The 24,555-nt window shown below is 74.9% G+C and carries 26 protein-coding genes and 2 tRNA genes; 18 read left to right on the forward strand and 10 right to left on the reverse strand.

Going from position 1 to position 24,555, the window contains the following annotated elements; translation table 11 throughout:
* Window positions 1-24 precede the first annotated feature (24 nt).
* The 5 genes from EV189_RS07105 to EV189_RS07125 all read left to right on the forward strand — a co-directional run bounded on the left by EV189_RS07105 (window position 25) and on the right by EV189_RS07125 (window position 4,368).
* Window positions 25-951, forward strand: coding sequence for an ACP S-malonyltransferase (locus EV189_RS07105; protein WP_130492241.1), 927 nt, complete (start codon window positions 25-27; stop codon window positions 949-951).
* Window positions 948-1,967, forward strand: coding sequence for a beta-ketoacyl-ACP synthase III (locus EV189_RS07110; RefSeq protein WP_130492242.1), 1,020 nt, complete (start codon window positions 948-950; stop codon window positions 1,965-1,967). The genes EV189_RS07105 and EV189_RS07110 overlap by 4 nt, the downstream gene beginning before the upstream one ends.
* Window positions 1,968-2,043: 76 nt before the next feature.
* Complete coding sequence (locus tag EV189_RS07115; protein WP_130492243.1) at window positions 2,044-2,289, forward strand: acyl carrier protein; 246 nt, start codon at window positions 2,044-2,046, stop codon at window positions 2,287-2,289.
* A gap of 81 nt (window positions 2,290-2,370) precedes the next feature.
* Window positions 2,371-3,624, forward strand: coding sequence for a beta-ketoacyl-ACP synthase II (fabF, locus tag EV189_RS07120; protein WP_130492244.1), 1,254 nt, complete (start codon window positions 2,371-2,373; stop codon window positions 3,622-3,624).
* A gap of 3 nt (window positions 3,625-3,627) precedes the next feature.
* The gene (locus tag EV189_RS07125) at window positions 3,628-4,368 is read left to right on the forward strand and encodes an MOSC domain-containing protein (RefSeq protein WP_130492245.1); all 741 of its coding nucleotides are present in this window, start codon (window positions 3,628-3,630) and stop codon (window positions 4,366-4,368) included.
* 40 nt (window positions 4,369-4,408) lie between these two features.
* Here EV189_RS07125 and EV189_RS07130 read toward each other — a convergent pair whose 3' ends face one another.
* Window positions 4,409-4,936: a DUF3145 domain-containing protein gene (locus EV189_RS07130; protein ID WP_269204177.1), complete on the reverse strand. Its 528-nt coding sequence runs from the start codon at window positions 4,934-4,936 to the stop codon at window positions 4,409-4,411.
* Between the two features lie 249 nt (window positions 4,937-5,185).
* On the opposite strand from EV189_RS07130, the gene EV189_RS07135 reads away from it, so the two are divergent.
* From EV189_RS07135 to EV189_RS07145, 3 genes are read left to right on the forward strand one after another with little or no spacing between them, the layout of a single operon-like run.
* On the forward strand, window positions 5,186-5,593 hold the full coding sequence (locus EV189_RS07135) for a hypothetical protein (RefSeq protein WP_165400172.1): 408 nt from the start codon (window positions 5,186-5,188) through the stop codon (window positions 5,591-5,593).
* Window positions 5,594-5,622: 29 nt separating this feature from the next.
* Complete coding sequence (locus tag EV189_RS07140; protein WP_130492247.1) at window positions 5,623-6,318, forward strand: response regulator transcription factor; 696 nt, start codon at window positions 5,623-5,625, stop codon at window positions 6,316-6,318.
* Window positions 6,315-7,586, forward strand: coding sequence for a sensor histidine kinase (locus tag EV189_RS07145; protein ID WP_130492248.1), 1,272 nt, complete (start codon window positions 6,315-6,317; stop codon window positions 7,584-7,586). Before EV189_RS07140 ends, EV189_RS07145 begins: the two co-directional genes overlap by 4 nt.
* Here EV189_RS07145 and EV189_RS07150 read toward each other — a convergent pair.
* Window positions 7,561-8,409 carry a LysR family transcriptional regulator gene (locus tag EV189_RS07150; protein WP_130492249.1) on the reverse strand — a complete coding sequence of 283 codons (849 nt, stop codon included), beginning with the start codon at window positions 8,407-8,409 and terminating at the stop codon, window positions 7,561-7,563. The genes EV189_RS07145 and EV189_RS07150 overlap by 26 nt on opposite strands.
* Before the next feature lie 99 nt (window positions 8,410-8,508).
* On the opposite strand from EV189_RS07150, the gene EV189_RS07155 reads away from it, so the two are divergent.
* The 3 genes from EV189_RS07155 (at window position 8,509) to EV189_RS07160 (ending at window position 11,890) form a co-directional block, all read left to right on the forward strand.
* Window positions 8,509-9,756, forward strand: coding sequence for an MFS transporter (locus EV189_RS07155; RefSeq protein WP_165400173.1), 1,248 nt, complete (start codon window positions 8,509-8,511; stop codon window positions 9,754-9,756).
* Window positions 9,753-9,923: a hypothetical protein gene (locus tag EV189_RS20115; protein ID WP_165400174.1), complete on the forward strand. Its 171-nt coding sequence runs from the start codon at window positions 9,753-9,755 to the stop codon at window positions 9,921-9,923. The genes EV189_RS07155 and EV189_RS20115 overlap by 4 nt, the downstream gene beginning before the upstream one ends.
* A 479-nt stretch (window positions 9,924-10,402) precedes the next feature.
* Window positions 10,403-11,890, forward strand: coding sequence for a DUF222 domain-containing protein (locus EV189_RS07160; protein WP_130492251.1), 1,488 nt, complete (start codon window positions 10,403-10,405; stop codon window positions 11,888-11,890).
* Between the two features lie 104 nt (window positions 11,891-11,994).
* Here the strand turns inward: EV189_RS07160 and EV189_RS07165 are convergent, their stop codons facing one another.
* The 4 genes from EV189_RS07165 to EV189_RS07180 all read right to left on the reverse strand — a co-directional run bounded on the left by EV189_RS07165 (window position 11,995) and on the right by EV189_RS07180 (window position 17,430).
* On the reverse strand, window positions 11,995-13,755 hold the full coding sequence (locus tag EV189_RS07165; RefSeq protein ID WP_130492252.1) for an urease accessory protein UreH domain-containing protein: 1,761 nt from the start codon (window positions 13,753-13,755) through the stop codon (window positions 11,995-11,997).
* A complete protein-coding gene (locus tag EV189_RS07170) occupies window positions 13,755-15,065 on the reverse strand; it encodes a hypothetical protein (RefSeq protein ID WP_130492253.1) in 1,311 nt (436 codons plus the stop codon). Before EV189_RS07170 ends, EV189_RS07165 begins: the two co-directional genes overlap by 1 nt.
* Window positions 15,066-15,130: 65 nt before the next feature.
* Window positions 15,131-16,651, reverse strand: a complete 1,521-nt coding sequence (locus EV189_RS07175; RefSeq protein WP_130492254.1) for a DUF4331 domain-containing protein — start codon at window positions 16,649-16,651, stop codon at window positions 15,131-15,133.
* A 197-nt stretch (window positions 16,652-16,848) separates the two neighbouring features.
* On the reverse strand, window positions 16,849-17,430 hold the full coding sequence (locus EV189_RS07180) for a metal-dependent hydrolase (protein WP_165400175.1): 582 nt from the start codon (window positions 17,428-17,430) through the stop codon (window positions 16,849-16,851).
* A 78-nt stretch (window positions 17,431-17,508) separates the two neighbouring features.
* Between EV189_RS07180 and EV189_RS07185 the strand changes: the two genes are divergently transcribed.
* On the forward strand, window positions 17,509-18,378 hold the full coding sequence (locus EV189_RS07185; protein ID WP_231116157.1) for an NAD-dependent protein deacetylase: 870 nt from the start codon (window positions 17,509-17,511) through the stop codon (window positions 18,376-18,378).
* Here EV189_RS07185 and EV189_RS07190 read toward each other — a convergent pair.
* Window positions 18,270-19,058 (reverse strand): hypothetical protein, encoded by a 789-nt coding sequence (locus EV189_RS07190; protein WP_130492256.1) that lies wholly within the window; start codon window positions 19,056-19,058, stop codon window positions 18,270-18,272. The two genes, EV189_RS07185 and EV189_RS07190, sit on opposite strands and share 109 nt — an antisense overlap.
* A 175-nt stretch (window positions 19,059-19,233) precedes the next feature.
* On the opposite strand from EV189_RS07190, the gene EV189_RS07195 reads away from it, so the two are divergent.
* The 5 genes from EV189_RS07195 to EV189_RS07215 all read left to right on the forward strand — a co-directional run bounded on the left by EV189_RS07195 (window position 19,234) and on the right by EV189_RS07215 (window position 23,544).
* Window positions 19,234-19,908 (forward strand): hemerythrin domain-containing protein, encoded by a 675-nt coding sequence (locus EV189_RS07195; RefSeq protein ID WP_130492257.1) that lies wholly within the window; start codon window positions 19,234-19,236, stop codon window positions 19,906-19,908.
* 49 nt (window positions 19,909-19,957) lie between these two features.
* Window positions 19,958-20,395, forward strand: coding sequence for a MarR family winged helix-turn-helix transcriptional regulator (locus EV189_RS07200; RefSeq protein ID WP_165400176.1), 438 nt, complete (start codon window positions 19,958-19,960; stop codon window positions 20,393-20,395).
* Between the two features lie 4 nt (window positions 20,396-20,399).
* A complete protein-coding gene (locus EV189_RS07205) occupies window positions 20,400-20,837 on the forward strand; it encodes a MarR family winged helix-turn-helix transcriptional regulator (protein ID WP_231116158.1) in 438 nt (145 codons plus the stop codon).
* A 104-nt stretch (window positions 20,838-20,941) separates the two neighbouring features.
* Window positions 20,942-22,483, forward strand: coding sequence for an MDR family MFS transporter (locus tag EV189_RS07210; RefSeq protein WP_130492927.1), 1,542 nt, complete (start codon window positions 20,942-20,944; stop codon window positions 22,481-22,483).
* A 23-nt stretch (window positions 22,484-22,506) separates the two neighbouring features.
* Window positions 22,507-23,544 carry an FUSC family protein gene (locus EV189_RS07215; RefSeq protein WP_130492259.1) on the forward strand — a complete coding sequence of 346 codons (1,038 nt, stop codon included), beginning with the start codon at window positions 22,507-22,509 and terminating at the stop codon, window positions 23,542-23,544.
* On the opposite strand, the gene EV189_RS07220 is transcribed toward EV189_RS07215, so the two are convergent.
* Window positions 23,537-23,893, reverse strand: a complete 357-nt coding sequence (locus EV189_RS07220; protein ID WP_130492260.1) for a hypothetical protein — start codon at window positions 23,891-23,893, stop codon at window positions 23,537-23,539. The two genes, EV189_RS07215 and EV189_RS07220, sit on opposite strands and share 8 nt — an antisense overlap.
* A 29-nt stretch (window positions 23,894-23,922) precedes the next feature.
* A tRNA-Ile gene (locus EV189_RS07225) sits at window positions 23,923-23,996 on the reverse strand.
* Window positions 23,997-24,095: 99 nt separating this feature from the next.
* Between EV189_RS07225 and EV189_RS07230 the strand changes: the two genes are divergently transcribed.
* A tRNA-Asn gene (locus EV189_RS07230) sits at window positions 24,096-24,168 on the forward strand.
* Window positions 24,169-24,176: 8 nt separating this feature from the next.
* Here the strand turns inward: EV189_RS07230 and EV189_RS07235 are convergent.
* A complete protein-coding gene (locus tag EV189_RS07235; protein WP_130492261.1) occupies window positions 24,177-24,503 on the reverse strand; it encodes a hypothetical protein in 327 nt (108 codons plus the stop codon).
* Window positions 24,504-24,555: the final 52 nt, after the last annotated feature.

The following is a 24,555-nucleotide window of genomic DNA, read 5'->3' on the forward strand; positions in this document are numbered from 1 at the left end:
CTCGCCGACAGGAAGGGTGGACCCGTGCTCGCCGTCGTCGCCCCCGGACAGGGCTCCCAGACCCCCGGCTTCCTCGCCCCCTGGGCCGAGCTGCCCGGCGTCGCGGAGCGGCTCGCTGCGCTCTCCGCCGCCACCGGCCTCGACCTGCGCGAGCTCGGCACGTCCGCCGGCGCGGACACGATCCGCGACACCGCCGTGGCCCAGCCGCTGCTCGTCGGCGCCGGGCTCGCCGCCCTGCCCGAGGTCCTGCCCGACGTCGAGGCCGCCGCGGTCGTCGCCGGCCACAGCGTCGGCGAGGTCACCGCGCTCGCCGCGACCGGCGTGCTCAGCGCCGACGAGGCCGGCCGGCTGGTCGCCGTCCGCGCCACCGCGATGGCCCGGGCCGCGGCGCGGACCGCGACCGGCATGACCGCCGTGCTCGGGGGCGACCCCGACGAGGTGGTCGCCGCAGCCGCGGCCGCCGGCGTCGTCGTCGCCAACGCGAACGGCGCGGGCCAGGTCGTCGTCGCCGGCACCACCGAGCAGCTCGCCGCCTTCGCCGCGGCCCCGCCCGCGAAGGCCCGCGTGGTCCCCCTCGCGGTCGCCGGCGCGTTCCACACCGAGCACATGGCCCCCGCCGTCGCCGCGCTCGCGGAGCACGCGGCCGCGCTGCAGCCCGGGCGACCGCGTACCGCGCTGCTCTCGAACCGCGACGGCGAGGTCGTCGAGGACGGCCGCGACGCGCTCGACCGGCTCGTCGCGCAGGTCGCGCGGCCCGTCCGCTGGGACCTCTGCCTGGAGCGGATGGCCGCCCTCGGCGTCACCGGCCTGCTCGAGCTGCCGCCGGCCGGCACGCTCGCCGGCATCGCCAAGCGCGCGCTCCCCGGCGTCGAGGTGGTGGCGCTGAAGTCGCCCGACGACCTGGACCGCGCACGGGCGCTCGTCGCCGCGCACGCCGGGGTCGCGCAGTGAGCACGCAGCCGGAGATCCGGGTCGCCCCCGTCGCCGCCGGCTCGCGGCTGCTGTCCCTGGGGGCCTACCGCCCGCAGCGGGTGGTCCCGAACGCCGAGATCGTCACGCTGATCGAGTCGAGCGACGAGTGGATCCAGCAGCGCAGCGGGATCCGGGAGCGCCGCTGGGCCGGCCCGGAGGAGACCGTCCTCGCCATGGCGACCGCCGCGTCCCAGCAGGCGCTGGCGGGCGCGGGGCTCACCGGCGCCGACATCGACCTCGTGCTGCTCACGACGATGACGAGCTTCTCCACGACCCCGACCGCGGCCAACCTGCTGCAGGCGGCGATCGGGTCGCGCGGCGGCGCGCTGGAGATGAACTCCGCCTGCGCCGGGTTCCCCTACGCGCTCGCGGTCGCCGACCAGGCGGTCCGCACCGGAGCCGCGCGGCACGTGCTCGTCGTCGGGGTCGAGCGGATGACCGACCTGCTCGACATGGCCGACCGCGGCACGATGTTCCTCTTCGGCGACGGCGCGGGCGCGGTCGTCGTCGGCGCGGCGGACTCGCCCGGCATCGGCCCCGTCGCGTGGGGGTCGTGGGGCGAGCAGGCGGAGGCGCTCGACGCCGCGCCGCTGCTCGCCGACGTCGTCCGCGGGGAGGCCGAGGGCCCCACCGTCCTGCGGATGAAGGGCCAGAGCGTCTTCCGCTGGGCCGTCACGGAGATGCCGAAGGTCGGGCTCGAGGCGCTGGAGGCCGCCGGGGTCAAGGCCGAGCAGCTCGCCGCCTTCGTCCCGCACCAGGCCAACACCCGGATCATCGACGCCATGGTCAAGGGCATGGGCCTGCCCGAGCACGTCGCGGTCGCCGACGACGTGCGCTGGACGGGCAACACGAGCGCGGCGTCGATCCCGCTCGCCATGGAGCGCGTGCTGCGCGAGGGCCGCGCCCAGCCCGGTGACCTCGCCCTGCTCGTCGGGTTCGGCGGCGGGCTGAGCCACGCTGCGCAGGTCGTCGCGCTCCCGGCACTAGCATCCTGAAGCCGTCGCCGCTCCGGCGGCGCCGCTGCCCCCGCGGGCAGCACCACCCATCCACCGACGCGAGGAGCACACCCGCATGGCGAACAGCGAGCAGGAGGTCCTGCAGGGCCTGGCCGAGCTGATCCACGAGGAGACCGGCCTCCCCCAGGACCAGGTCGAGCTCGACAAGTCCTTCACCGACGACCTCGACATCGACTCCCTCTCGATGATGACCATCGTCGTCAACGCCGAGGAGCGCTTCGGCGTCAAGATCCCGGACGACTCCGTCAAGGACCTGCGCACCGTCCGCGACGCCGTGGACTACATCGTCAAGCAGGGCTGACCCCGCTCGGGCCCGTCCCGAGCGACGCCCGCCGGCAGGACCGGCGGGCCCGTACCCCGCACCACGAGCTGGAGAGAGCAGATGAGCGAGAAGACCTCCGTCGTCGTCACCGGCGTCGGGGCGACCACGCCCCTGGGCGGCGACGTCCCGAGCACGTGGGACGCCCTGGTCCGGGGCGTCTCGGGGGCGCGCCTGCTGCCCTACGAGTGGGTCGAGCGCTTCGACCTCCCGGTCAAGATCGGCGCGACCCTCGCGGTCGAGCCGGACCAGGTGCTCACGCGCCAGGAGGTCAAGCGCAACGACCGCTCCAGCCAGATGTCGCTCGTCGCGGCGCGGGAGGCGTGGGCCGACGCCTCCCGCGACGCGGCGCTCGAGGTCGACCGCGAGCGCCTCGGCGTCGTGGTCGCCTCGGGCATCGGCGGCGTGACGACGCTGCTCGACGCGTACGACACGCTGCTGGAGAAGGGCGCGCGCCGCGTGCTCCCGCTCACCGTCCCCATGCTCATGCCCAACGGCCCGGCGGCCTCCGTCGGGCTCGAGCTCGGCGCGCGGGCGGGCGTCCACACCACGGTCAGCGCCTGCGCGTCCGGCGCGGAGGCCATCGGCTACGCCGTCGAGATGATCCGTACGGGTCGGGCCGACGTCGTCGTCGCCGGCGGCACCGAGGCGGCGATCCACCCGCTGCCCGTCTCCGGCTTCGCCGCGATGCGCGCGATGTCGACGCGCAACGACGAGCCCGAGCGCGCCTCGCGCCCCTACGACAAGGCCCGCGACGGCTTCGTGCTCGGCGAGGGCGCGGGCATCGTCGTGCTCGAGTCCGAGGAGCACGCGCGGGCGCGCGGCGCCCAGGCGTACGCCCGGATCGCCGGCGTCGGGCTGACCTCCGACGGCTACCACATCACCGCGCCGGAGCCCGAGGGCGCGCACGTCGCCAGGGCCATCGGCTTCGCGCTGCAGGACGCCGGGCTCACCGCCTCGGACATCGTCCACATCAACGCGCACGCCACCTCGACCCCGGTGGGCGACATGGCGGAGATCGCGGCGCTCCAGGCCGCGCTCGGCTCGGCGGCCAGCGGGGTCGCCGTCTCGGCGACCAAGTCGATGACGGGGCACACCCTCGGCGCCGCCGGCGCGATCGAGTCGATCGCGACCATCCTCGCGCTGAAGCACCGCCTCGCCCCGCCGACCATCAACCTCGACGACCCCGACGACGGCCTCACCCTCGACGTCGTCCGCGTCGACGCCCGGCCGCTGCCGCAGGGGCAGATCGCGGCGCTGAACAACTCGTTCGGCTTCGGCGGCCACAACGTCGTCCTCGCGCTGACCTCGGTCTGAGGCGTGCCGCCGGTCGTCTCGCGGCTGCAGGTCGCACCGGTCAAGGCGCTGGCGCCGGTCGAGGCGGCCGAGCTCCGGCTCGACCGCGACGGCGTCGCGGAGGACCGGCGGCTGTTCCTCCTCGACGCGGCCGGCAAGGTCCTCACGATCCGGCAGGCGCCGGCGCTCGGCTCCGTCGTGCCCGTGCTCGACCTCGCCGCAGGGGCGCTGGAGCTCCTCCTGCCCGACGGCGGGCGCGTCGCGGGCGCGCTGGACGACCTCGGCGAGGAGGTCACCGCCACGCTGTACGGCCGGGAGCGTCCCGGCCGCGTCGTCCGCGGCCCCTTCGCCGCCGCGCTCTCCGCGGTCGCCGAGCGACCGGTCCGGCTCGTGCTCGCGCCGCGGACCGGCGTCGGCTGGGACGAGGGCCCGGTCTCGCTCGTCTCGCGCGCGTCGACCCTCGCGGTCGAGCCGCCGAGCGCCCCCGCCCGCCGCTTCCGGATGCTGGTCGAGGTCGACGGGCCGGCCGCGTACGCCGAGGACGGGTGGGTGGGCCAGGAGCTCGCGCTCGGCGCGGCGGTCGTGCGCGTCACCCACCCGCTGGAGCGCTGCGTCGTCATCGAGCACGACCCGACCAGCGGCTCGCAGGACTGGCGCGGGCTGAAGCGGCTCGTCGCCGACCGCGGCGCGGTGACGCTCGGCGTCATCGCCGAGGTCGTGGAGCCGGGCACGGTGCGGCTCGGGGACGCGGTCGCCCCGCGCTGACGCGCTGGTCGGACCACCTGCCGGTCAGACCACCTGCCGGTCAGACCACCTGGTGCAGCCAGCGGACCGGAGCGCCCTCGCCCGCCGCGCGGAACGTCTCCAGCTCGTCGTCCCAGGGCACGCCGAGCAGGCCGGCCACGAGGTCCTCCAGCGCGCCCTCGCCGAGCGAGGCGCGGGCCACGGCGGAGCGCAGCCGCTCCTCGGGCACGAGCACGTCGCCGTGCACGCTCATGACGGCGCTGAAGAGCCCGAGGTGCGGGGTGAAGGCGTAGCGCTCGCCCTCGGCGCCCGGGGAGGGCTCCTCGGTGACCTCGAAGCGCACCGCGGTGCAGTCCCGCAGGGCGGTCGCGAGCCGGGCGCCGGTGCCCGCGGCCCCCTGCCAGGAGAGCTCCGCGCGCAGGGCGCCGGGCGCGGCCGGCTGCGCGGTCCAGTCCAGGTTGACGCGCACGCCGAGGACCGCGCCGACGGCCCACTCGATGTGGGGGCACATCGCCGGCACGGCGGAGTGCACGAGGACGACGCCCCGCGTGACGGCAGGCGTCGCCGGACGTGTCGATCGGACGCTCACAGTGCCTCCCTGACGGCTCGAGGTGCGCCTTCCCCAGCGACCTCGTCCTCAGCGGTGGTGCCGTGGTGGCTCCCGACGCGGACGTCCCGGCCATTGTGCCCCGGGAGCCGGGCTCGACGCCACCCCCTCGGGAAGGCTCACGTCGCACCCGCTGCCGGCCGATAGGACGGCGCAGCACGACGGCAGCAGTCGGCAGCACGACGGTGGAAGGGCGGGGACCAGGTGAGCGGACCGGGCCAGGCGGCGACGGTGCCCGTCGAGGACGCCTTCGACGACGGCTACGTCACGGAGGTCATCCGGCCCGCGGCGATTCTCCCCGAGGAGGCGGCGCGCGCGGTCCTCGTCGAGCTCTCGGCGCGCGACGTCAGCAACGGCGGCCTCTGGCAGTCCGACCCGCGCCTCTGGACCCGGTTCGACCGCCCCTGGGAGGACGGCCAGCGCGGCCGCTCGCAGCTCGTCGGGTCGATCCAGGTCGCCTACGGCACGCCCACGCGCTACGAGATCACCGTCTACCGCGTCACCGTGACCCGCCACGGCACCGACCTCGGCTGGACCGTGCAGACCCTGTGCGACGAGGCGCTCGGCTTCGGCGGCATCGAGCTCGCCACCTGCCCCCGCGCCGCGCTGCTCGCCCCGCCGAAGCCCTTCCGCTACTAGTCGGGCCCCACCTCTCGTACCGTCTCCCCATGCGCGTGCTCGTGGTGGAGGACGAGGAGGACCTGGCCGACGCCCTGCGCTTCGGGCTGCAGAGCGGCGGGTTCGCCGTCGACGTGGCGCTCACCTGCGCCGAGGCCGGCGAGCGGCTGGCGCTCAACGCGTACGACGTGGTGGTGCTCGACCTCAACCTGCCCGACGGCGACGGCGTCGACGTGCTGCGCGGCATCCGCTCCGGGGAGCTCGAGGTCGCGGGCGGCGCGGACACCCGCGTGCTGCTGCTGACCGCCCGCTCCTCCCTCGACCACCGCGTACGCGGCCTGGACGCCGGCGCCGACGACTACCTCGTGAAGCCGTTCGCCTTCCAGGAACTGCAGGCGCGCCTCCGCGCGTTGCTGCGGCGTGAGGTCTCGGGCGGCGACGTCGTCCTGCGGGCGGGTCCGGTGACGCTGGACACCGCGCGGCGCGCGGCGCAGCGCGACGGGCGCGACCTCCGGCTGACCAACAAGGAGCTGGGCGTCCTGGAGTACCTCGTGCGCCACCCGGGCCACGTCGTGTCGAGCGAGGAGCTGCTCGAGCACGTGTGGGACGAGAACGCCGACCCCTTCACGCAGACGGTCCGCGTGACCGTCGGCACGCTGCGCCGCAAGCTCACGCTGGACGACGAGCCGCAGCTGCTCGAGACCGTGGTGGGCCAGGGCTACCGGCTGCTGGTGGACGCCCCGTGAACCACCTCTGGGGCGGGCTGTCCCGCTACGGCCCGCAGTGGGCGCAGACCATCCGCTTCCGGCTGACGGTGACGTACTCCGCGATCCTGTTCGGGCTGGGCGGCTTCGCGGTCGGCGTCATCTACGTCGCCGTGCGCGAGCGGCTGCTGTCGCGGAGCTCGTCGAAGGCGGCACCGGCGCTGATGATCCGGCTGGACGACGGCGAGCTGCACCCGCTCGACATCCTCACCCGGGCGCAGTTCCGCCACGCGGTCAACGCGCAGACCCTCGACACGCTGCGGCAGTACTCCCTGACCGCGCTGCTGGCCCTGCTCGTGGCGAGCCTCGTCATCGGGTGGTGGCTCAGCGGGCGGCTGCTCGCTCCGGTCGCCCGCATCACCGCGGAGGCGCGGGTCATCACGGCGACCGACCTCTCCCGGCGCATCCGGCTCGACGGTCCCGACGACGAGCTCAAGCGGCTCTCGGACACGATCGATGCGATGCTCGACCGGCTGGACGAGGCCTTCACCGCGCAGCGGCAGATGATGGACGACGCCTCGCACGAGCTGCGCAACCCGCTGGCGATCATCCGCGCCAACGTCGACGCCGTCCTCGCCCGCCCGGACGTCTCGGCCGAGGACCGGGCGCGCGCCGCCGCCGTGGTCGACCGGGCCGCAGACCGGATGGCGCGCCTGGTCGACGACCTGCTCGCGACCTCGCGGCGGGCGGCACCGGCGTTCGTCGAGGGGGACCTCGACCTCGCCGCCCTGGGCCGCGAGGCGCTGGAGGAGCAGGCGGTCGTCGCCGAGGCCGCCGGGGTCTCGCTCACGGCGGCGCTCTCGGACGGCGTCCCGGTGGTGGGCGACCGGGACGCGCTGCGCCGGGCCGTGGGCAACCTGCTCAGCAACGCCGTGCGCTTCTCCCCCGCCGGGAGCGACGTGCTGCTCGCCGGCGGGCGGCAGGGGCCGTGGGCCTGGCTCGCCGTACGCGACCGCGGGCCGGGCATCGACCCCCAGGACCACCGGCGGATCTTCGACCGCTTCTCCCGCGTGGTCGCGCGCCGCGCCCGGCACGACGGGCACGCCGGGCACGCCGGGCTCGGCCTCGCCATCGTGCGGCAGATCGTCGAGAGCCACGGGGGCGCCGTCGCCGTGCACTCGGTCCCCGGGGAGGGCAGCACCTTCGTGCTGTGGCTGCCGGTGCGCGACGCAGCGGGCGCGTCGGGCGCGCTGCCGGCCCCGACGGCCGTGGACCCGCTCGAGGTCAGGACGCCAGCAGCATCGCGCTGAGGGCGCGTACGGAGGCCTTCTCCGCCGCCCGGGGGTTGCTCAGCAGCACGAGGTCGACGGAGCCCAGCTCGGGCAGGCGGTGCTCCTTGCCGAGCTCCACGAGGCCGGCCGGGACGAGGCTCTCGGCCATGGTGGAGATGCCGATGCCGGCGGCCACGGCAGCGATGAGCCCGTTGACGCCGCGGCAGAGGCAGACGCTGCGCCAGGGCAGCGCCGCGCGCTCGAGCGCCTGCTCCATCTGGCTGCGGCTGATCGAGGGCGGCGGGTAGACGACGAGGGGCAGCGGCCGCGACCGGTCGATGCGCGTGCTCGGCAGCCCCACCCAGACGAGCCGGTCGCGGCGGATGAGCGAGCCGCGGGAGTCGCCGATCGCCCGCTTGCCGAGGAAGAGGTCGAGCCTGTTCTGCTCGAGCCGGCGCTGCAGGGTCCCGCTGAGGTCGACCGTCAGCTCGAGGTCGACGAGCGGGTTGTCCCGGCGGAAGTCGCGCAGGATCTGCGGCATGCCCGTGAGCGCGAGGTCGTCGGACATCCCGAGCCGCAGGCGCCCGCTCGGCCGCTCACCGCGGAAGTAGCCCAGTGCCGCCTCCTGCGCAGAGAGGATCCCGCGGGCGAAGCCCACCATGGCCTCGCCGTCAGCGGTCAGCGTCACCGAATGCGTGTCACGCAGCACGAGTTGCCGTCCAGCAGCGATCTCGAGCTTGCGGACGTGCTGGCTCACGGCGGGCTGCCCGATCCCCCTTCGTCGCGCGGCCTCCGTGAAGCTCCGCGTCTGCGCCAGGACGACGAGGGTCTCGAGGTGGTTCGGGTCGAACGACGTGGTCATTGCGTCCTCGAATAGCAGAAAGTCTCGATATTCACTGTAGATCACGGTGACCGGTGGCGAGGATGGAGGAGTCCCCCGCTTCCGACTGGAAGGCGTCTCGTGACTGCGGCCACGTTCTCCGCCCTCGCCGCACCGAGCTACCGGACCTACCTGACGGGCCAGGTGTTCGCCAACACCGGCATGTGGATGGCGAGCATCGCGCAGGACTGGCTCGTCCTCGAGATGACGGGCAGCAGCGCCGCCGTCGGCATCACGATGGCCATGTCGTTCCTGCCCATGCTGCTGTTCGGCGTCTACGGCGGCGTGATCGCGGACCGCTACCCCAAGCGCCGGATCCTGCTCGCCACGCAGAGCTGCTTCGCGGTCGTGCAGGCCGTCCTGGCGGCTGTCTGCCTGCTCGGGTACGTCCGGGCCTGGCAGGTGTGGGTCCTCGCCCTCGCGGGTGGCTTCGTCTTCCTCGTCGACAACCCGGCCCGGCAGGTGTTCGTGCACGAGATCGTGGACGGCGGGGACATCCGCAACGCGATCGCGCTCAACGGCGCCGTGCTCCACGCGACGAGGCTCGTGGGTCCGGCCGTGGGCGCCCTGCTGGTGTCGAGCATCGGGGCGGGCTGGGCCTTCGCGGTCAACGCCGCCTGCTGCGTCGTGCCGGTGGTGACGCTGCTCCGCCTGCACCCCGTGGCCGTCGCTCCCCCGGCCCCGCGCGGGAAGGGCCAGCTGCTCGAGGGCCTGCGCTACGTGCGCCGCCACCCGCAGATCGCTCGGATCATCGTCATGGTCGCCACGGTCGGGATGATGGGGCTGAACTTCCCGATCGTGCTCACGGCGATGGCGCGCGAGTTCGGTCGCGGCGCCGGCACGTACGGGATGTTCAACGTCGTGCTGGCGCTGGGTTCTGTCGCGGGAGCCCTGTGGGCGGCGGGGCGGTCGCGGGCGCGTACGCGGCAGATCCTGCTGGCAGCACTGGTCTTCGGGCTCACCCAAGCAGGCGCGGCGTTCGCCCCCGACCTCGGGGTCTTCGTGCTGCTCCTCGTGCCGATGGCGCTGGCGAACCTCGCCTTCCAGGCGCTCGCGAACAGCCGCGTGCAGCTCGCCACCGAGCCGGAGTACCGCGGCCGCGTCATGGCGATCTACATGCTCGTCTTCATCGGCACGACTCCCCTCGGCGCGCCGCTCGTCGGGGCGGTGACCTCGGCCTGGGGCCCGCGCGCCGGGATGGCCCTGTGCGGCCTCGTGCCCGCGGTCGTCGCAGTCGCGCTCGGGGCGTTCGGCCTGCGCGGTGCGTGGGCATCTGTGCTCCCGACCGTGCTGACCCGCAGCGCGCTCGGGACGAAGGAGGCGACGTGACGGAGGCACCGCGTACCCGGCTCGAGGAGGTGCGCCGCGAGCTCGCCGAGCTCGACGAGCGCCACGGCATCTCGCCCTCCCTGGCGACCGCGATCGTGCCCGAGGAGGTCGCGGACCAGCGTCGCCAGCTCGTGGAGGAGCGCCGCCGGCTGGAGGCCGAGCAGTAGTTCGACCCCCCGCGTGATCATGCGGATCCTGGGGGTCACCCCTGCCCGTGATCATGCGGATCTTGGGCGACACCCCTGCCCGTGATCATGCAGGACGTGGGCAGCCACCTCGTGATCATGCAGGACTCAGGACTACCCCGCGATCATGCAGGTCTTGGGGCGAGGACGCGGGGGGCAGCGCGCGGTCGTGCCACGGCGGCAGGGCCACCCCCACCTCTTGGTGATCATGCACATCTCGCGCACTCCCCTTGCCCGTGATCATGCAGATCTTGGGGTGCGGGGACGCGAGAGGCGGCCCGTCATGGGGCCCGCGGTGGCGGGGCTACCCGCCTCCCCGTGTTCATGCACATCTTGTGGCTGGTCCAGGGCGTGCTTCCGAGCGGATGTCCTTGAGACGGCTGCGCTCGACGACAAGCGGACGCTCCAATCACGTCGTCGACACCCTTGCGCGAGTCGCCCGACGGCAGTAGGATTCGAACATGCGTTCGAACAACGGTCCTGAGCGGGGTGACGGGTTGCCCGTCCGCCCGGTGCCCGGGGTCGTCGCGCTGCCTGGGCCGGGGCTGCCGTTCGCGAGGGCGTTGGAGCAGGTCGCCGTAGGGCCGATGCTGCTGTCGCTGGTGCAGCAGCTGAGTCGTGACGAGGGTCTGTTGCGGTCGTGGGCGCTGGCGGGGGAACCGGCCGCCGGTGTGGCCGGGTCGAAGGAGGGTCGCCCGGAGGTCGTGGTCCTCGCCGACGCGCGGTTGGCGCTGGTGCAGGCGTGCGCGCGGGTAGAGGCTGTGGCGGCGGCGGTGAAGGCGGAGCTGGTCGCCTCGGCCTACGGGCAGATCGCGACGGCGACCGCGGAGACGGTGCCGGGTGCGGCTCGGGGTGGTGGGGCGAAGGTGTCGGCGCGGGCGGAGATGGCGCTCGCGCTGCGGATGACCGAGCGCGGTGCCGCCGCGATGGTGGACGGTGCGCTGCTGCTCACGTCGCGTCATCCGGGGACGCGGTGGCTGCTCGCCGAGGGCCACCTGTCACCTGCCCACGCCCGGGTGGTGGTCGACGAGGCGTCCGTGCTGGCCGACGAGTTCATCCCGGCGCTGGAGGCGGCGGTGCTGCGCCGCGCCCCGGAGCGGACGGTCAGCGAGCTGCGCCGCGACGTCCGTCGCGCGGTGGCGAAGCTCGACCCGCGCGGGGCGGTGGAGCGGCACGCCGACGCCGTCCAGCAGCGCGCCGTCCGGATCACCCCGCTGCCCGACGGGATGGCCGAGATCCGCGCCCTGCTCACCGCCGACGAAGCCCAGGTCGTGTCCAGCGCGCTCGACCGGATCGCCCGCGACTTGCCCACCGCCGAGCGCGGGTTCGCCGCGCGAGCCGGGTCACGCGCGGACGCGCTCGTCGCGGTGTGCTCCGTGCTGCTCGACCCCGCCGCGGACGGCGACTTCCTCCCGGCGCTGACGAGGACGGCCGCGCCGGTCGCCGTGCAGGTGCAGATCTCCGCCGCCACCCTCCTCGGCCTCGCCGAGGACCCCGCCCACCTCGTGGGCCACGGCCCGATCCCCGCCGACCTCGGCCGCCTGCTCGCGAGCGACGGGACCTGGCAGCTCGCCATCACCGACCCCGACGGCCGGCTGCTCGACCTCCACCGCCTGCGCTACCAACCCACCGCCGCCCAACGCGCACACGTGACCGCGCTGTGGCTGCACTGCGGACACCCCAGCTGCTCCGTACCCGCCACCCGCTGCGACGTCGACCACACCATCCCCTTCAACCACCACGGGACCGGCGACCCCGAAGACCCGGACGACCCGGGCGGGGGGCACACCACCTGCCGCAACCTCTGCCCCAGATGCCGGCTCCACCACAACCTCAAGACCTGGTGGGGATGGACCACCACACCACTCCCCGACGGGACCATCGCCCACCGCACACCCCTGGGCAGGGTCTACGAAGCACGACCAGAACCACAACCCTGCGCCGCCTGACCACGAGCGACCGCCCAGCCCCGCCGGCACCAGCCGGGGGGCCAGCGGCACGTCCGGCGCAGAACGCGCACACGGCAGAAGACGCGCGCCGAGGTCCGGCCGTCTCAGACCGCGAGCAGGCCCTTCAGCGCGACGGCCGTGCCGAGCAGGCAGACGCCGCCGGCAGCGACCCACGGGGCGACGCGCAGGACGGGGGCCAGCAGCCGCGGGCTCCGCGCCGAGCTGTCCGAGAACCTGCGGAGGCGCTCCCCCGTCGTCGCCACGAGGATGCCCACCGTGGTCAGGGTCGTGGCCATGCCGACGCCGAAGGCGAGGACGAGCGCGACGCCCAGCCACCAGTGGCCGGTCGCCACCGCGCCGAGCAGCACGACGACGGCGGTCGGGCTGGGGACGAGGCCACCGGCCAGCCCCATCGCGACGAGCCCGCGCCGGTGAGCGCCGCGCTCGGGGTGCTCGTGCCCGTGATCGTGCGGGTGCTCATCCGTGTGCCCGTGCGAGTGCCCGCCCCCGTGCGAGTGCGAGTGCCCACCCCCGTGCGAGTGCCCGCTCCCAGCCTCGTGCGCGTGCGCAGGGCTCGGCACGTGCGCAGGAGCGTGACCGGCGGCGTGCTCGTGCGGGTGGCCGTGGACGACCGCGGGGTTGGCACCCTCCGCCGCTCCCGCGAGCGCGAGGACCGCCACCTCCGCGGGCGCGTGCGAGTGCCCGTCCTCGTGCGAGTGCCCGTGAGCGTGCCCCTCGCCGTGAGGATGCCCGTGCTGCTGCTCGTGGGAATGCGAGTGCGCGTGCCCCTCCCCGTGCGAGTGCGCGTGCCCCTCCCCGTGCGAGTGCCCGTGCGCGCCCAGGCCCCGGCCACGGCGTACCTGCCGCACCAGCCCCACCCCCACGACCAGCACGACGAGCCCGCTCACCACGCTCAGCCACGGGTACACCGACGCGGGCGCGAACGCCGCCCCGGCGGAGACGAGCACGCCCAGCACCAGCACCCCCGCGGTGTGCGTCGCGGTGACGGTGCTCGCGACCGTCAGCGCGGAGCGCAGCGAGCGTGCCTGGCGCCCCGCGAGGTAGAACGCCATGACGGTCTTGCCGTGCCCCGGCGCCACAGCGTGCGCGGCGCCCACGCCCGCCGCGAGCAGCAGCGCGACCACGAGTGCGCCGATCCCGACGCGACCGTCGCCGACGAGCCCCTCGAACGCCCGGGACAGCGCGTCCACTGGACGCTGCACGACGGCCGGAGCACCGGCGACCTCGGCCGCGAGGGCGGTGCCACCAGCGCGTACCTGCGCGTGCCCCTCGCGCTGGTTGCGCGGCGAGCTGAGCAGGTCAGCCGGGTACGCGGTGAGCCGTGCGCTCACGCTCTGCGCGGGCGCGTCGCTGCGGGACAGCGTGGTGCGGTCGCCGCGCAGGGTCACCTCGTGCCAGCCCACGTGGTCGTCGACGGCGACGTCGGCGAAGGAGAGGGCGCCGCTCGTCCCGCCGGGCACCCGCGCGGCGGCGCTGCACTCGACCCGCAGCGTCTGCAGCCCCGCGGCGCCGGGCAGCAGGCGCGCCGTCGACGACACGGGCGCGAGCGTGACGGCCTTCCCGCCCAGCGACAGGCGCAGCTTGCCGGCCGTGGTCGCGCAGCTCCGGGCGGCGTACGCCGGCAGGTCGTGCCCGATCGACACCTCCTGCTGCACCGTCGGGATCTCGGCGTAGTCGAGGACGTGGTCGACGCGGACGTCGTCCGGCCCGACGACCACCCCGGAGTACGAGTTCACGGTGAAGTTGCCCAGCGGGTGGGCCGAGGCCGTGGCCGCGGGCACCACGGCGAGGACGGCGGCACCGCCCAGGACGAGCAGGCCGCGCAGCGCACGGGACGTCGGCATCAGGCCCCCAGGGAGGAGAGCGCGCGGCGGGCAGCCGGCGCGTACAGCGGGGAGAACGTGGGCTCGAGCGCCAGGGCGCGCTGCAGCGTGCGCTTCCCGGCGGCCTTCTGGCCGGCGCCGATCTGCGCGGTGCCGAGGTGGTAGAGCACGCGGGCGTCCTTCGTGCCGAGCGCCGTCGCCTGCAGGAGGTACGGCACGGCCTCGCGGTCGCGCCCGGCGGCGTGCAGCGCCCAGCCGAGCGCGTCGGCGCTGAGGATGCAGTGCCGGCGGTCCCACTCGGCGCGGGCGACCTGCAGCGCGGCGGCGGGCGACCCGTGGTCGGCCTCGTAGTGCGCGACCTCGAGGTCGGCGTCGACGCCGTTCGCGCGGGCCAGCTGCGCGCTGGCCTTCACCACGGCGTACTGCACCTGCGCCTGCTGGTGGCGCCCGACGGAGTCGAGCAGCTCGCCGTAGGCCAGGAGGTACTCCGCGAGCGGCATCTTCGTCACGACCTGCTCGTAGAGCGCGACGGCCTGGTCGACCTTCCCGCGCGCCCCCAGGGCCTGGGCCTGCGCGGCCATCGCCGGCACGTAGCCGGGCTCGGCCTGGAGCGAGGCGGCGTACTCGCGCTCGGCGCCCGCCAGATCGCCGGTCTGCCGGTCGAGCGCGCCGAGGTGGACGTGGGCGAAGGCCTTGTCGTCGGCGAGCGTGGCGTCGTCCAGCGCCATGGTCATGAGCCGCCGAGCCGCGGGGATGTCACCGCGGAGCTCGGCGAGGTAGGACAGCCGGCTGAAGGTGGAGACCCCCGGGCGCAGGTCGTCGGCGCGCTCGGCGGCGCGCTCGGCCTCGGCGTAGCGGCCCAGCTCCTCGAGCGCGTCCACCTCGACGAGGTACGCGTCGGCGCTGTCCGGTGCGGCCGCCACCGCCTTCTGCGCGGACGCTAGCGCACCGGAGAAGTCGTGCCGGGCGGCGTGCAGCGCGGCGCTCGCCACCATCCCGGGGACGTTGCCGTCGGCCTGCAGGCGCAGCGACTGCTGCACCGCGGCGTCGGCCTTCGGGTAGTACGTGGGCTCGCTGGTCAGCCTGGCCCGCGCGACGTACGCGGCGGCGAGCGACGCCCAGCCGGCGGAGTCCTTCGGCTGCAGGGCGAGGTGGTGCTGGAGCGCGGCGAGCGCCGCGTCGGAGGACCCCGAGAGCTGGTCCGGTGCGGAGACGTCGGCAGCGGCGCGCTGGCGCGCGGACGAGCGCCCGGTGCCGGTGGCGAGCAGGACGGCGGACACGCCGAGCACGACGGCGAGCAGGATCGAGACGACGGGGAAGGCACGGCGCACGGGGGGCTCCTCGGGAGGGGTGCCCCTCCGGTCCGGAGACCGGAGGGGCACCTCGGGGACGGTCGTCAGGCGACGGCGACCGAGGAGCGACGACGGGCCACGAGGGTCCCGGCACCGCCGGCGAGCAGGGCGAGCGCCCCGAGGCCACCGAGGGCCACGGGGAGCTGCGACCCGCCCGAGGAGGACCCGCCGCTCACCTTGCCGCCGGTGAGCAGCGAGGTGCTGACGCCCTTGGCGTGGACCAGGGAGCCGGAGTGCGGGATGCCGACGTACGGGAAGTCCGACGTGAACGCCACGTCGTTCTTGTTGACGCCGTCCCCGAGGGTGTTCGGGGAGCCCACGAGGGCCCCGGCGAGCGCCTGCAGGGAGATGTCGATGACGTCGTCACCGAGGCGACGCCCGTTCGGGAAGCCCTGGACGTCACCGCCCAGCACGCCGAGCCGGTTGGGGGCCGCCGTGACCGGGGTCGAGGTGTTGAGCCGCAGCTCCTCGCTCGGCGTCACGTTCGCGGGCTGGTTGAGCCCCTTGACGCCGGTGAGGAACACCGAGACCAGGTCGTTGCGCGGCGTCGCCGGGGCCTTGAGCCCGTAGATCGCCTGCAGCAGCTTGGGCACCTCGGGGTTCGTCACGTAGGGCAGGAACTGCCCGTCGCCGCTCGGGACGGACGCGTTCCACTTGTCCTTGTCCTTGACCGGGACGACGGCCTCGTTGACGAGCGGGTTGCCCAGGCGGGAGACCTGGACCCACTTGCCGGCAGCGTTCTTCTTGAGCGTCGAGGTCCACACGCCGATGACCGGCTCGCCACCGGACGTGACCTCGCTGATGGGCACCTGCACGCCCAGCGTGTTGACGTTGTAGCCCGACAGCGAGTCGTTGCCGACCTCGGAGAGGTTGCCGCCGTAGAGCAGGTCGAAGACCCGGAGGTCGAGGAAGAACGGGTCGTCGGCCTGGCCGGCGAAGGCCAGCCCGCCGCCCGGCATCGAGTGCCGGGCCTGGCCGCGCAGCGTCCAGTAGTTCGGCATCGACGCGTCGCCCACGTCGGACGGCGCGGTGAACCCGTCGCGGACCACGACGGAGGTCTTCCCGTGCTCGATCTTCCGGACGATGTAGCGCTGCCGGTAGTTGAGGTCCGGGTCGTCCTTGTCCGTCACCTGGCCCGTGTTGTACAGGAAGGTGCCCGGGTTCTGGTAGCTCGAGACGAACGTGAAGCGGTAGGTGATGTCCGCCTTCGCGTCGCCGTTGTTGTCGATGTTGATGTCGTACGCGGCGCCGTCGTCCCACGGGTAGAAGTTCGGGCCGCCGGCCGGGTCCTCGAACGGGATCCAGTTGCCGAGCAGGGTGACGGTGTCGGGCTTGTCCGGGCTGCGGAAGGCGTACGTGTCCGTCGCGTCGTCCTTCGGCATGCCCGAGATCAGGGGCGCTTCGCGGTGGCTCGACGCGGACGCGGGTCCGGCGCCGAAGGCCGCGAGGCCCGTCGTGCTGAGCAGGGCTCCGGCGCCCACGAGGGCGAGGGTGCGTGGAGCCAGGGGGCGGGTTCTGGACGTGGTGTCCTCCTCGGGAGGGGCCGGGGACCGGCCCGCAGGCATCGCCCGCGCTCCCGTGGTGGTCGTCCGGGGGCGGGCGGGAAGACGAGCGGCAGGGCTCCTTCCCGCACCGGGGGGCGCATCGTTGCGTCGGTACCACCAGGAACGCTTCGGAGCCTGGCAGCATCCGGACGGGTCCGCAACGGGAGCGATCTCACCGGTCGCTCCCCCGGTCCTCCGACCGGCGCCGCTGCGGGGACCTAGACCGGCTCGCGCACCCGGAGAGCGCGTGCCGGCCGCGCCGCTCGGCGCTCCCGCAGGTCGCGGGCCCCGACGAGCGCGACGAGCGCGGCGAGGACGGCGGCGTACAGGCTCCAGGGGAGCAGCACGTTCTCCTCCGAGAGGGGGACGAGCAGGGGGACGCCGGGTCCGGTGGCGACGTCGCGCACGAAGTGGAGCAGGACCCCGCCCGCGAGGGCCGCGAGCAGCGGCCGCGCCCGCGGGAGGGCCAGCGCGGCGGCGGCGAGCACGAGGGGCGTGAGCAGCGAGTGCGTCGCTGGGCGGCCTCCGCCGACCCCGTCGGTCCACCCGAGGTAGAGCGGGACGTGGTCCACGTCGATGGCGACCGAGGCGACGAGGGCCGCGAGCGCCAGGCGGGAGCGTCGCCCCACGGCCGCCGGCACCACCGCGAGCAGGACGATCGCGCTCGTCGCGAGGTGCCCGGTCCAGTCGAGCGGGGCGAGCAGCGGCACCGACCAGCCCCGGCTGGGGATCAGCACCCGGTCGTCGAGCACCACGAGGGCGAGCAGGGCGGCGGCGAGCGCGGTCCGGGACGTCCTCACCCCGGCGAGCGTACGGACCGCGGCGAAAGCGGAGCGCAAGCGCTCGCCGTCCGCGCGGGCGTCACGCACGATGGACGGGTGCAGCAGCTGACCGACCTCGACCGCCTCGCCGAGCTCGTGGCGCGGGGCGACGTCGCCGTGCTCACCGGGGCCGGGCTCTCGACGGAGTCGGGCATCCCCGACTACCGGGGGGCGACCGGCGCGGCGCAGCGCCGCCACTCCCCCATGACCTACCAGGAGTTCACCGGCTCGCCCGAGGCGCGGCAGCGCTACTGGGCGCGCAGCCACGTCGGGTGGCGCACGATCGGCCGGGCGCTCCCCAACCCGGGCCACGTCGCCGTCGCCCGGCTCGAGCAGGCCGGGCTGCTGAGCGGGCTGGTCACGCAGAACGTCGACGGCCTCCACGCCGCCGCGGGGTCGCGCGACGTCGTGGAGCTGCACGGCGCGCTGGCCCGCGTCGTCTGCCTCGGCTGCGGCGCGCTCACGCCGCGCTCCGCGCTCGACGCACGGCTGGCGGCGGCCAACGCGGCCTGGTCGGGCGTCGTGCTCGCGCTCAACCCGGACGGCGACGCGCTGCTCGACGACACCGACGTCGAGGGGTTCACCGTCGTCGACTGCGCCGCCTGCGGAGGCGTGCTGAAGCCCGACGTCGTCTTCTTCGGCGAGACGGTGCCGGCCGACCGCGTCGCCGCCTCCTTCGCCGTCGTCGACCGGGCCGCGTCACTGCTCGTGCTGGGCAGCAGCCTGCACGTGATGTCCGGCTACCGCTTCGTGCTCCACGCCGTACGCCGCGGTATCCCCGTCGCGCTGGTCAACCTCGGCCCCACGAGGGGCGACCGTCACGCGGACCTGCGGCTCGACGCCCCTCTCGGGGCCGTGCTGCCCGGGCTCGTGGACAGGGTGATGCCGCGGACGGCCGCGGCGATCGCCACGCCGTCCATGCCCTGACCGACGTCCCCGCGGCGCAGCAGGGTCATCGCCGCCCGCTGCTGCCCCGGCGTGAGCTTGCCGAAGGCGAGGTCGCTGAAGCAGCGGACGACCGACTCGACGTCGGCGCCCTCCTGCAGGAACGACAGGATGTTCGCGCGCATGGACCGCGGCCACCAGGAGTACGGGCCGAGCGAGGCGGCGATCTGGACCGCCTCCTCCATCTCGAGCCCCGAGCCCACGAGCCCGACGAGCAGCTGGCGGTCGAGGCCGCGCGTCTCGATGGCGGGCAGTGCGACCTCGAGGACGTAGCCCGGGCCGAGCATCTCCTGCACGCCGGTGAGGCCGACGCCGAGGTCGCGGCTCGTGAGGTCGACGACGACCCGGGCGGCGGGCTCGACCTCGAAGTCCTGGCGCTGGCGCATGTGCTCGAGGGTGGCGTTGAGGCGCGCGCGGGCGGCGTCGGCGTCGTCGGAGTCCGGCTCGTTGCGGCGCAGGGCCTCGGCACGCAGGCGCACCGCGTCCTGGGCGGCGTTGCGCAGCAGCGGGCGCGAGATCATCGGGATGAGCTCGCCGGCGATCCGCTCGAGGACCGACGCGCGCTCCCGGGGGGAGGCCACCGCCATCAGCGCGCGCCACGCCTGCTCGCTCTGCGGCAGCACCTCGTCGGGCTGCCGCTCCTGGTCCTGGTCCTGGGGCACGGTCCCCCATCGACCACCGCGGGCCGTACGTGATCCGCCGGGGCGCGGAGTCCCCCGTCCGGACGCGCCGACTCCGCGCATTCGCGGGACACGCCGTCCGCGGAGTGCTTCCCTAGGCTCTGGTCACGGTGAGGTCACGCCGCGGCGGCACGGGTGGACCGTCGGAGGGAGCTCCATGCGGGACGAGCGGGTCAGCGGCACCGGGGGCGGCAGCGGCGAGCTCGTCACGGTCCACCGGGTGTTCCGCCGGGAGTTCGGGCTGCTGCCGCGCATGGTCGCGGGCGTCCGCCCCGGCAACGTCGAGCGCAGCGAGCTCGTCGCGGGGCACGTCGCCGAGCTCGTGCAGGCCCTGTCCGCGCACGTGCGCGCGGAGGACGAGCTGCTCTGGCCGAAGCTGCGCGAGCGCAGCGGGTCCCCTGCGACGGCAGGGCTCGTGGAGCGCCTCGAGGGCGAGCACGACCAGCTCCGCATCCTGCTCGACCGCGTGCGCGTGCTGCTGCCGATGTGGAGCAGCGCCGCCGACGGCCGTACGCGCGACGAGCTCGTCGCCACGCTCTCGGAGGCGACCCGCGTGCTGGAGGCCCACCTCGACGCCGAGGAGGCCGAGGTCCTGCCGATCGCCGACCAGCACGTGGCGCGCGAGGAGTGGGACGAGCTCGGCCGGGCCGGCGTCGCGGGCATCCCCCGCGAGCGGCTCCCCGTCTTCCTGGGCGCCGTGCTGGAGGAGGCGAGCGGCGAGGAGCGGTCGCGCTTCCTGGGACACGTCCCGCTGCCGGGGCGCCTGGCGTACCTCCTCGTCGGGCAGCGGCGGTACCGTGCAGAGACGACGACGCTGCGCTCGGGCCTCTGAAAGCGCCGTGCGACGAGGTATGGTTGCCATAGGCAACCAAGGAGGCCCGATGGACCGCTCCCGAGCGCTCGCCCGCCTGCTCCAGGAGCTGACGGCGCTCGGCGCGACCCGGCGCGAGCTGGCCCGCACGCTCGACCTCGGCCTGCACCCCAGCGCGCTCGCCACGGCGTGGACCCTGCAGGCCCGGGGGCCCCTCCGCATCTCGACGCTCGCCGCCGAGCTCCACACGGACCTCAGCGTGGTGAGCCGCACGGTCGCCGAGCTGGGCGAGGCCGGCCTCGTCGAGCGCCAGCCCGACCCCGAGGACCGCCGCGCCTGCCTCGTCTCCCTCTCCCCGGCCGGCGTCGCCGCGGTCGACCGCGCCGCCGAGCAGGTCCGCGAGGGGCTCGGGCCCTCGCTGGCCGACTGGGACGACGCGCAGCTCGAGGGCGTTGCCGACGGCCTGGCCCGGCTCCGCACCGACCTGCTCCGCACACCGGCCGCCTGACGCCGTGGAGTCCTTCGACCAGGCCCACCAGCGGGTGGAGCGCGAGCTGACCGTGCTGCTGCAGCGGGCGCGGCAGATGTTCGCCCAGATGGCGCGCGAGATCCACCCCGACCTCGACGCCAGCGCGTACGCCCTGCTCTCGCGCATCGCGAGCCGCGAGGCGACGACCGTGAGCTCGCTCGCGGCGGCCGCGGGCACCGGGAAGCCGACGATCAGCCGGCAGGTGCGCGCACTCGAGGAGCTCGGCCTGCTGCGGCGCGAGCCCGACACCAGCGACCCCCGCGTCGTCCAGCTGAGCCTCACGACCGTGGGCACCGAGCGCCTCGAGCAGGCGCGCGACGTGCGCCGCGCAGCCCTGCGCCGCCTGCTCGGCGAGTGGGACGTCGCGGACGTCGAGTCGCTCGGCCTCCTCCTCGCGAAGTTCAACGCCGCTCCCCGCTGACCTCCTCCGCGGTTGCCCCAAGCAACTTCACAGGCGTATGGTTGCTCTAGGCAACTATGGAGGCAGCAGTGAGCACCACCCGCACGGCGCCGGCACCGGCCGGCATGTCGCACGGCGAGATCCTCGAGGCCATGAGCGGCCTCATGCTCAGCATGTTCGTCGCGATGCTGAGCTCGACCGTCGTCAGCAACGCCCTCCCGCGCATCCTGCACGACCTGCACGGAGGCGAGTCGGCGTACACCTGGGTCGTCACCGCGGCCCTGCTGGCGACGACGGCCGCGACCCCGGTCTGGGGCAAGCTCGCCGACCTCACGAGCAAGAAGCTGCTCATGCAGGTCGCGATCGTCGTCTACATCGCGGGCTCGGTCGTCGCCGGGCTCTCCCAGTCGATCGGCATGCTCATCGCCTGCCGGGTGGTCCAGGGCGTCGGCGCCGGCGGCATCCTCGCGATGACCCAGGTGATCATGGCCGCGATGGTCTCGCCGCGCGAACGCGGCCGCTACAGCGGCTACCTCGGTGCGACCTTCGCGGTCGCGACCATCGCGGGCCCGCTCATCGGCGGCGTCATCGTCGACACCTCGTGGCTCGGCTGGCGCTGGTGCTTCTACGTCGGGGCGCCGTTCGCCGCGCTCGCCCTCGTCGTGCTGCAGCGCACGCTGCACCTGCCGACGGTCACCCGCGAGCTCCGCGTCGACTACCTCGGCGCCGCCCTCATCACCGGCGGGGTGAGCGCCCTGCTCATCTGGGTCTCGCTCGCCGGCCAGCAGTACGCGTGGCTGTCGTGGACGAGCGCAGGCCTCGTCGTGCTCGGCGCCGCCCTGCTCGCGGCAGCCGTCGCCGTCGAGCTGCGGGTGGGCGAGCCGATCATCCCGCTGCAGATCTTCCGCCACCGCACGGTGAGCCTCGCGACCGCGGCGGGGCTGTTCCTCGGCGTCGCGATGTACGGCGCGACGATCTTCCTCTCGCAGTACTTCCAGATCGCCCGCGCCCAGTCGCCCACGGTCTCCGGGCTGCGGACGATGCCGATGATCCTCGGGCTGGCGGCGTCCTCGCTCGTCGTCGGGCGGCTCGTCACCCGGACCGGGCGGTGGAAGCGCTACCTCGTCGGCGGTGCGACCGTGGCCACGGTCGGCTTCGCCCTGCTCGCCACCATCGACGCGCGGACCGGCTTCGTCCAGCTCTCCGCCTACATGGCCCTGATCGGCATCGGTCTCGGCGCGACCATGCAGAACCTCGTGCTCTCGGTGCAGAACACCGTCCCCGTGCAGCAGCTCGGCGCCGCGACCGCAACCGTTTCGTTCTTCCGCTCGCTCGGTGGCGCGATCGGCGTCTCGGTGCTCGGCGCCGTCCTCTCCACCCGGGTGGGCGACGCGGTCGTGTCCGGGCTGGCCCAGTTGGGCGTGCCGGGCTCGGCGCTCGGCGGCTCCAGCACCGGCATCCCCGACGTGCGCACGCTGCCCGCCCCGGTCGCCCGGGTGGTCGAGCAGGCGTACGGATCGGCTGTCGGCCACGTGTTCCTCGTCGCGGTGCCGCTGATGGTGCTCGCGCTGCTCGCGATCGTCGCCATCCGCGAGGTGCCGCTGCGCTCGACTCCCGTGCCCGCGCCCCCGGTCGACCAGGCTCCGGTCCCGGCGGGGGTGCGCTGAGCACCGCCGGGCAGGAGGTGGTCGTGCACCGGCGGCTCCACCTCCTCTGGACCGAGTCCCTCGCGGTGCGCCCCGCTCCCGGGGCGCACCGCGTCGGGCTGCGCGCAGGGCTCAGCGTCGCGGTGCCGCTCCTCGCCGTCCTCGCGCTCGGGCACCCGGCCTGGTCGGCGTACGCGGCGTTCGGCGCCTTCGCCTCGCTCTACGGCCGCACCACCACCGCGCTCGCCCGGCTCGTCATGCAGCTCGAGGCCGGGCTCGCGCTCGTGCTCGTCGTGGTCGCCGGGGCTGCCGTCTCCGCGCTGCCGGGCCGGCCCTGGTACGCGGTCGCCGGCGTCACGCTCGTCGCCGGCCTCGGCGCGCTGCTCTCCGCGGCCCGCGGCTGGCACCCGCCGGGCCCGCTGTTCCTCGTCTTCGCCTTCGGCGCAGTCGCGTCCGTCCCCCGCCCGGCGTCGCAGGTGCCGGTCGCGCTCGCCGTCTGTGCCGCGTCCGCCGCCTCCGCCGTGCTCGTGGGGACGACGGCACCGTGGACGCCGCGCGCCCGACCCCTGCCCTGGCGCCCGGTACCGCTCTCCCCCGCCGTGCCGTACGCCGGGGCAGCGCTCGCCTCCGGCCTGCTCGTCACGGCGTGGGGCGTCGGGCACCCGTACTGGGCGACGGTCGCCGCGGTGGCCCCGCTCACCGGGCCGACCGTGACGGCACGGCTCGTCCGCGGGCTGCACCGCGTGCTCGGCACGCTCGCCGGCCTCGTGCTCGCGGCCGCGCTGCTCGCGCCGGGGCTCGGCCCGTACGCGACGGTGGCGGTCGTCGGCGTCCTGCAGGTGGTCACCGAGACGCTCGTCGGGCGGCACTACGGGCTGGCGCTGCTCGCCATCACGCCGATGGCCCTGCTCATGGGACAGGTGGCGGCACCCCGTCCCGCCGGCGGACTGCTGTGGGACCGCGGGGTCGAGACCGTCGTGGGCGCGCTCGTCGCGCTCCTGGTCATCCTCGTCGAGTGGCGGTACGCGCGCCGCCGTGCCGGCGCTGGAGCCGGGCGCACCCTGCCGCTCGGGGTCAGCTGACCGTGCCGCCCGTCGCTGCGGCGATCCGGTCGGCGAGCGACCTGCTGTCGACGTTGACCGCCCAGCGGTCCCCCACGACGAAGACCCCGCCGAAGCTCCGGGCGGCGTTCAGCCAGTCGTCGCGGTTGCCGTTGTTGGCGAACGTGCGGAAGGCGAGCTCCTCGCCGCCTGCCGCGCAGTCGGCCTCCGCTCGGACGTACAGCTCGAGATCACCCTCGGCCGGCGTGGACGTCGCGCAGCCGGCCTCCTGCGCCAGCGCGGCGGGTGACGGTCCGGCGCCGGCCCCACCACCCGAGGAGCAGGCCGCGACCAGGAGCAGGGCCGCGAGCGACCAGCGGCGTCCGGGCACCCGGCGAGCGTAGGGCGGGCACGCGGGAGTGGGGCGGGTGGGGCTCGAACCCACGACCCAGGGATTATGAGTCCCCTGCTCTGACCGGCTGAGCTACCGCCCCGGAGCCCCCACATGCTGCCAGAGCCGGACGGCGGCGAGGCCTCCCGCCCGATGCTGTACGCTCGTCCTCCGACGCCGCCGGTCACCCGGCGCGTCGCGGTCCCACATAGCTCAATTGGCAGAGCAGCCGGCTGTTAACCGGCAGGTTCTTGGTTCGAGTCCAAGTGTGGGAGCCCCTCCCCTACGAGCCGCCGCCGTCGCGCGGCTCGGGCAGGACGATCTGCTGCATCTCCTGCAGGACGCCGCGCCGCTCGAGCTCGAAGAGCACGACGTACGGGTCGTCCCCCATCGCCTCGATCTCCTCGTCGGTCACGAGCCCCCGGCGCACGCCGAACGAGCAGGCGGCCCACGCGTGGAAGGCCAGGGGCGGCAGCGCGGCCTGGGCCTGCACGAACATCTCCGCCATGATCGCGTCGTGCTCGGGCAGCTGCATCGGCGCGGCCGTGGCGAGGCGGCGCTCCAGGGTGCGGACGAACTCGAGGTGCCCGTCGGGCGCGGGATGCGTCATGCAGACCAGTCTCGGCGGACGCGGGCACGGACCTGCGCGCACGCAACAGGAT

It is taken from the genome of Motilibacter rhizosphaerae (genome assembly GCF_004216915.1).
Lineage (GTDB): Bacteria > Actinomycetota > Actinomycetes > Motilibacterales > Motilibacteraceae > Motilibacter > Motilibacter rhizosphaerae.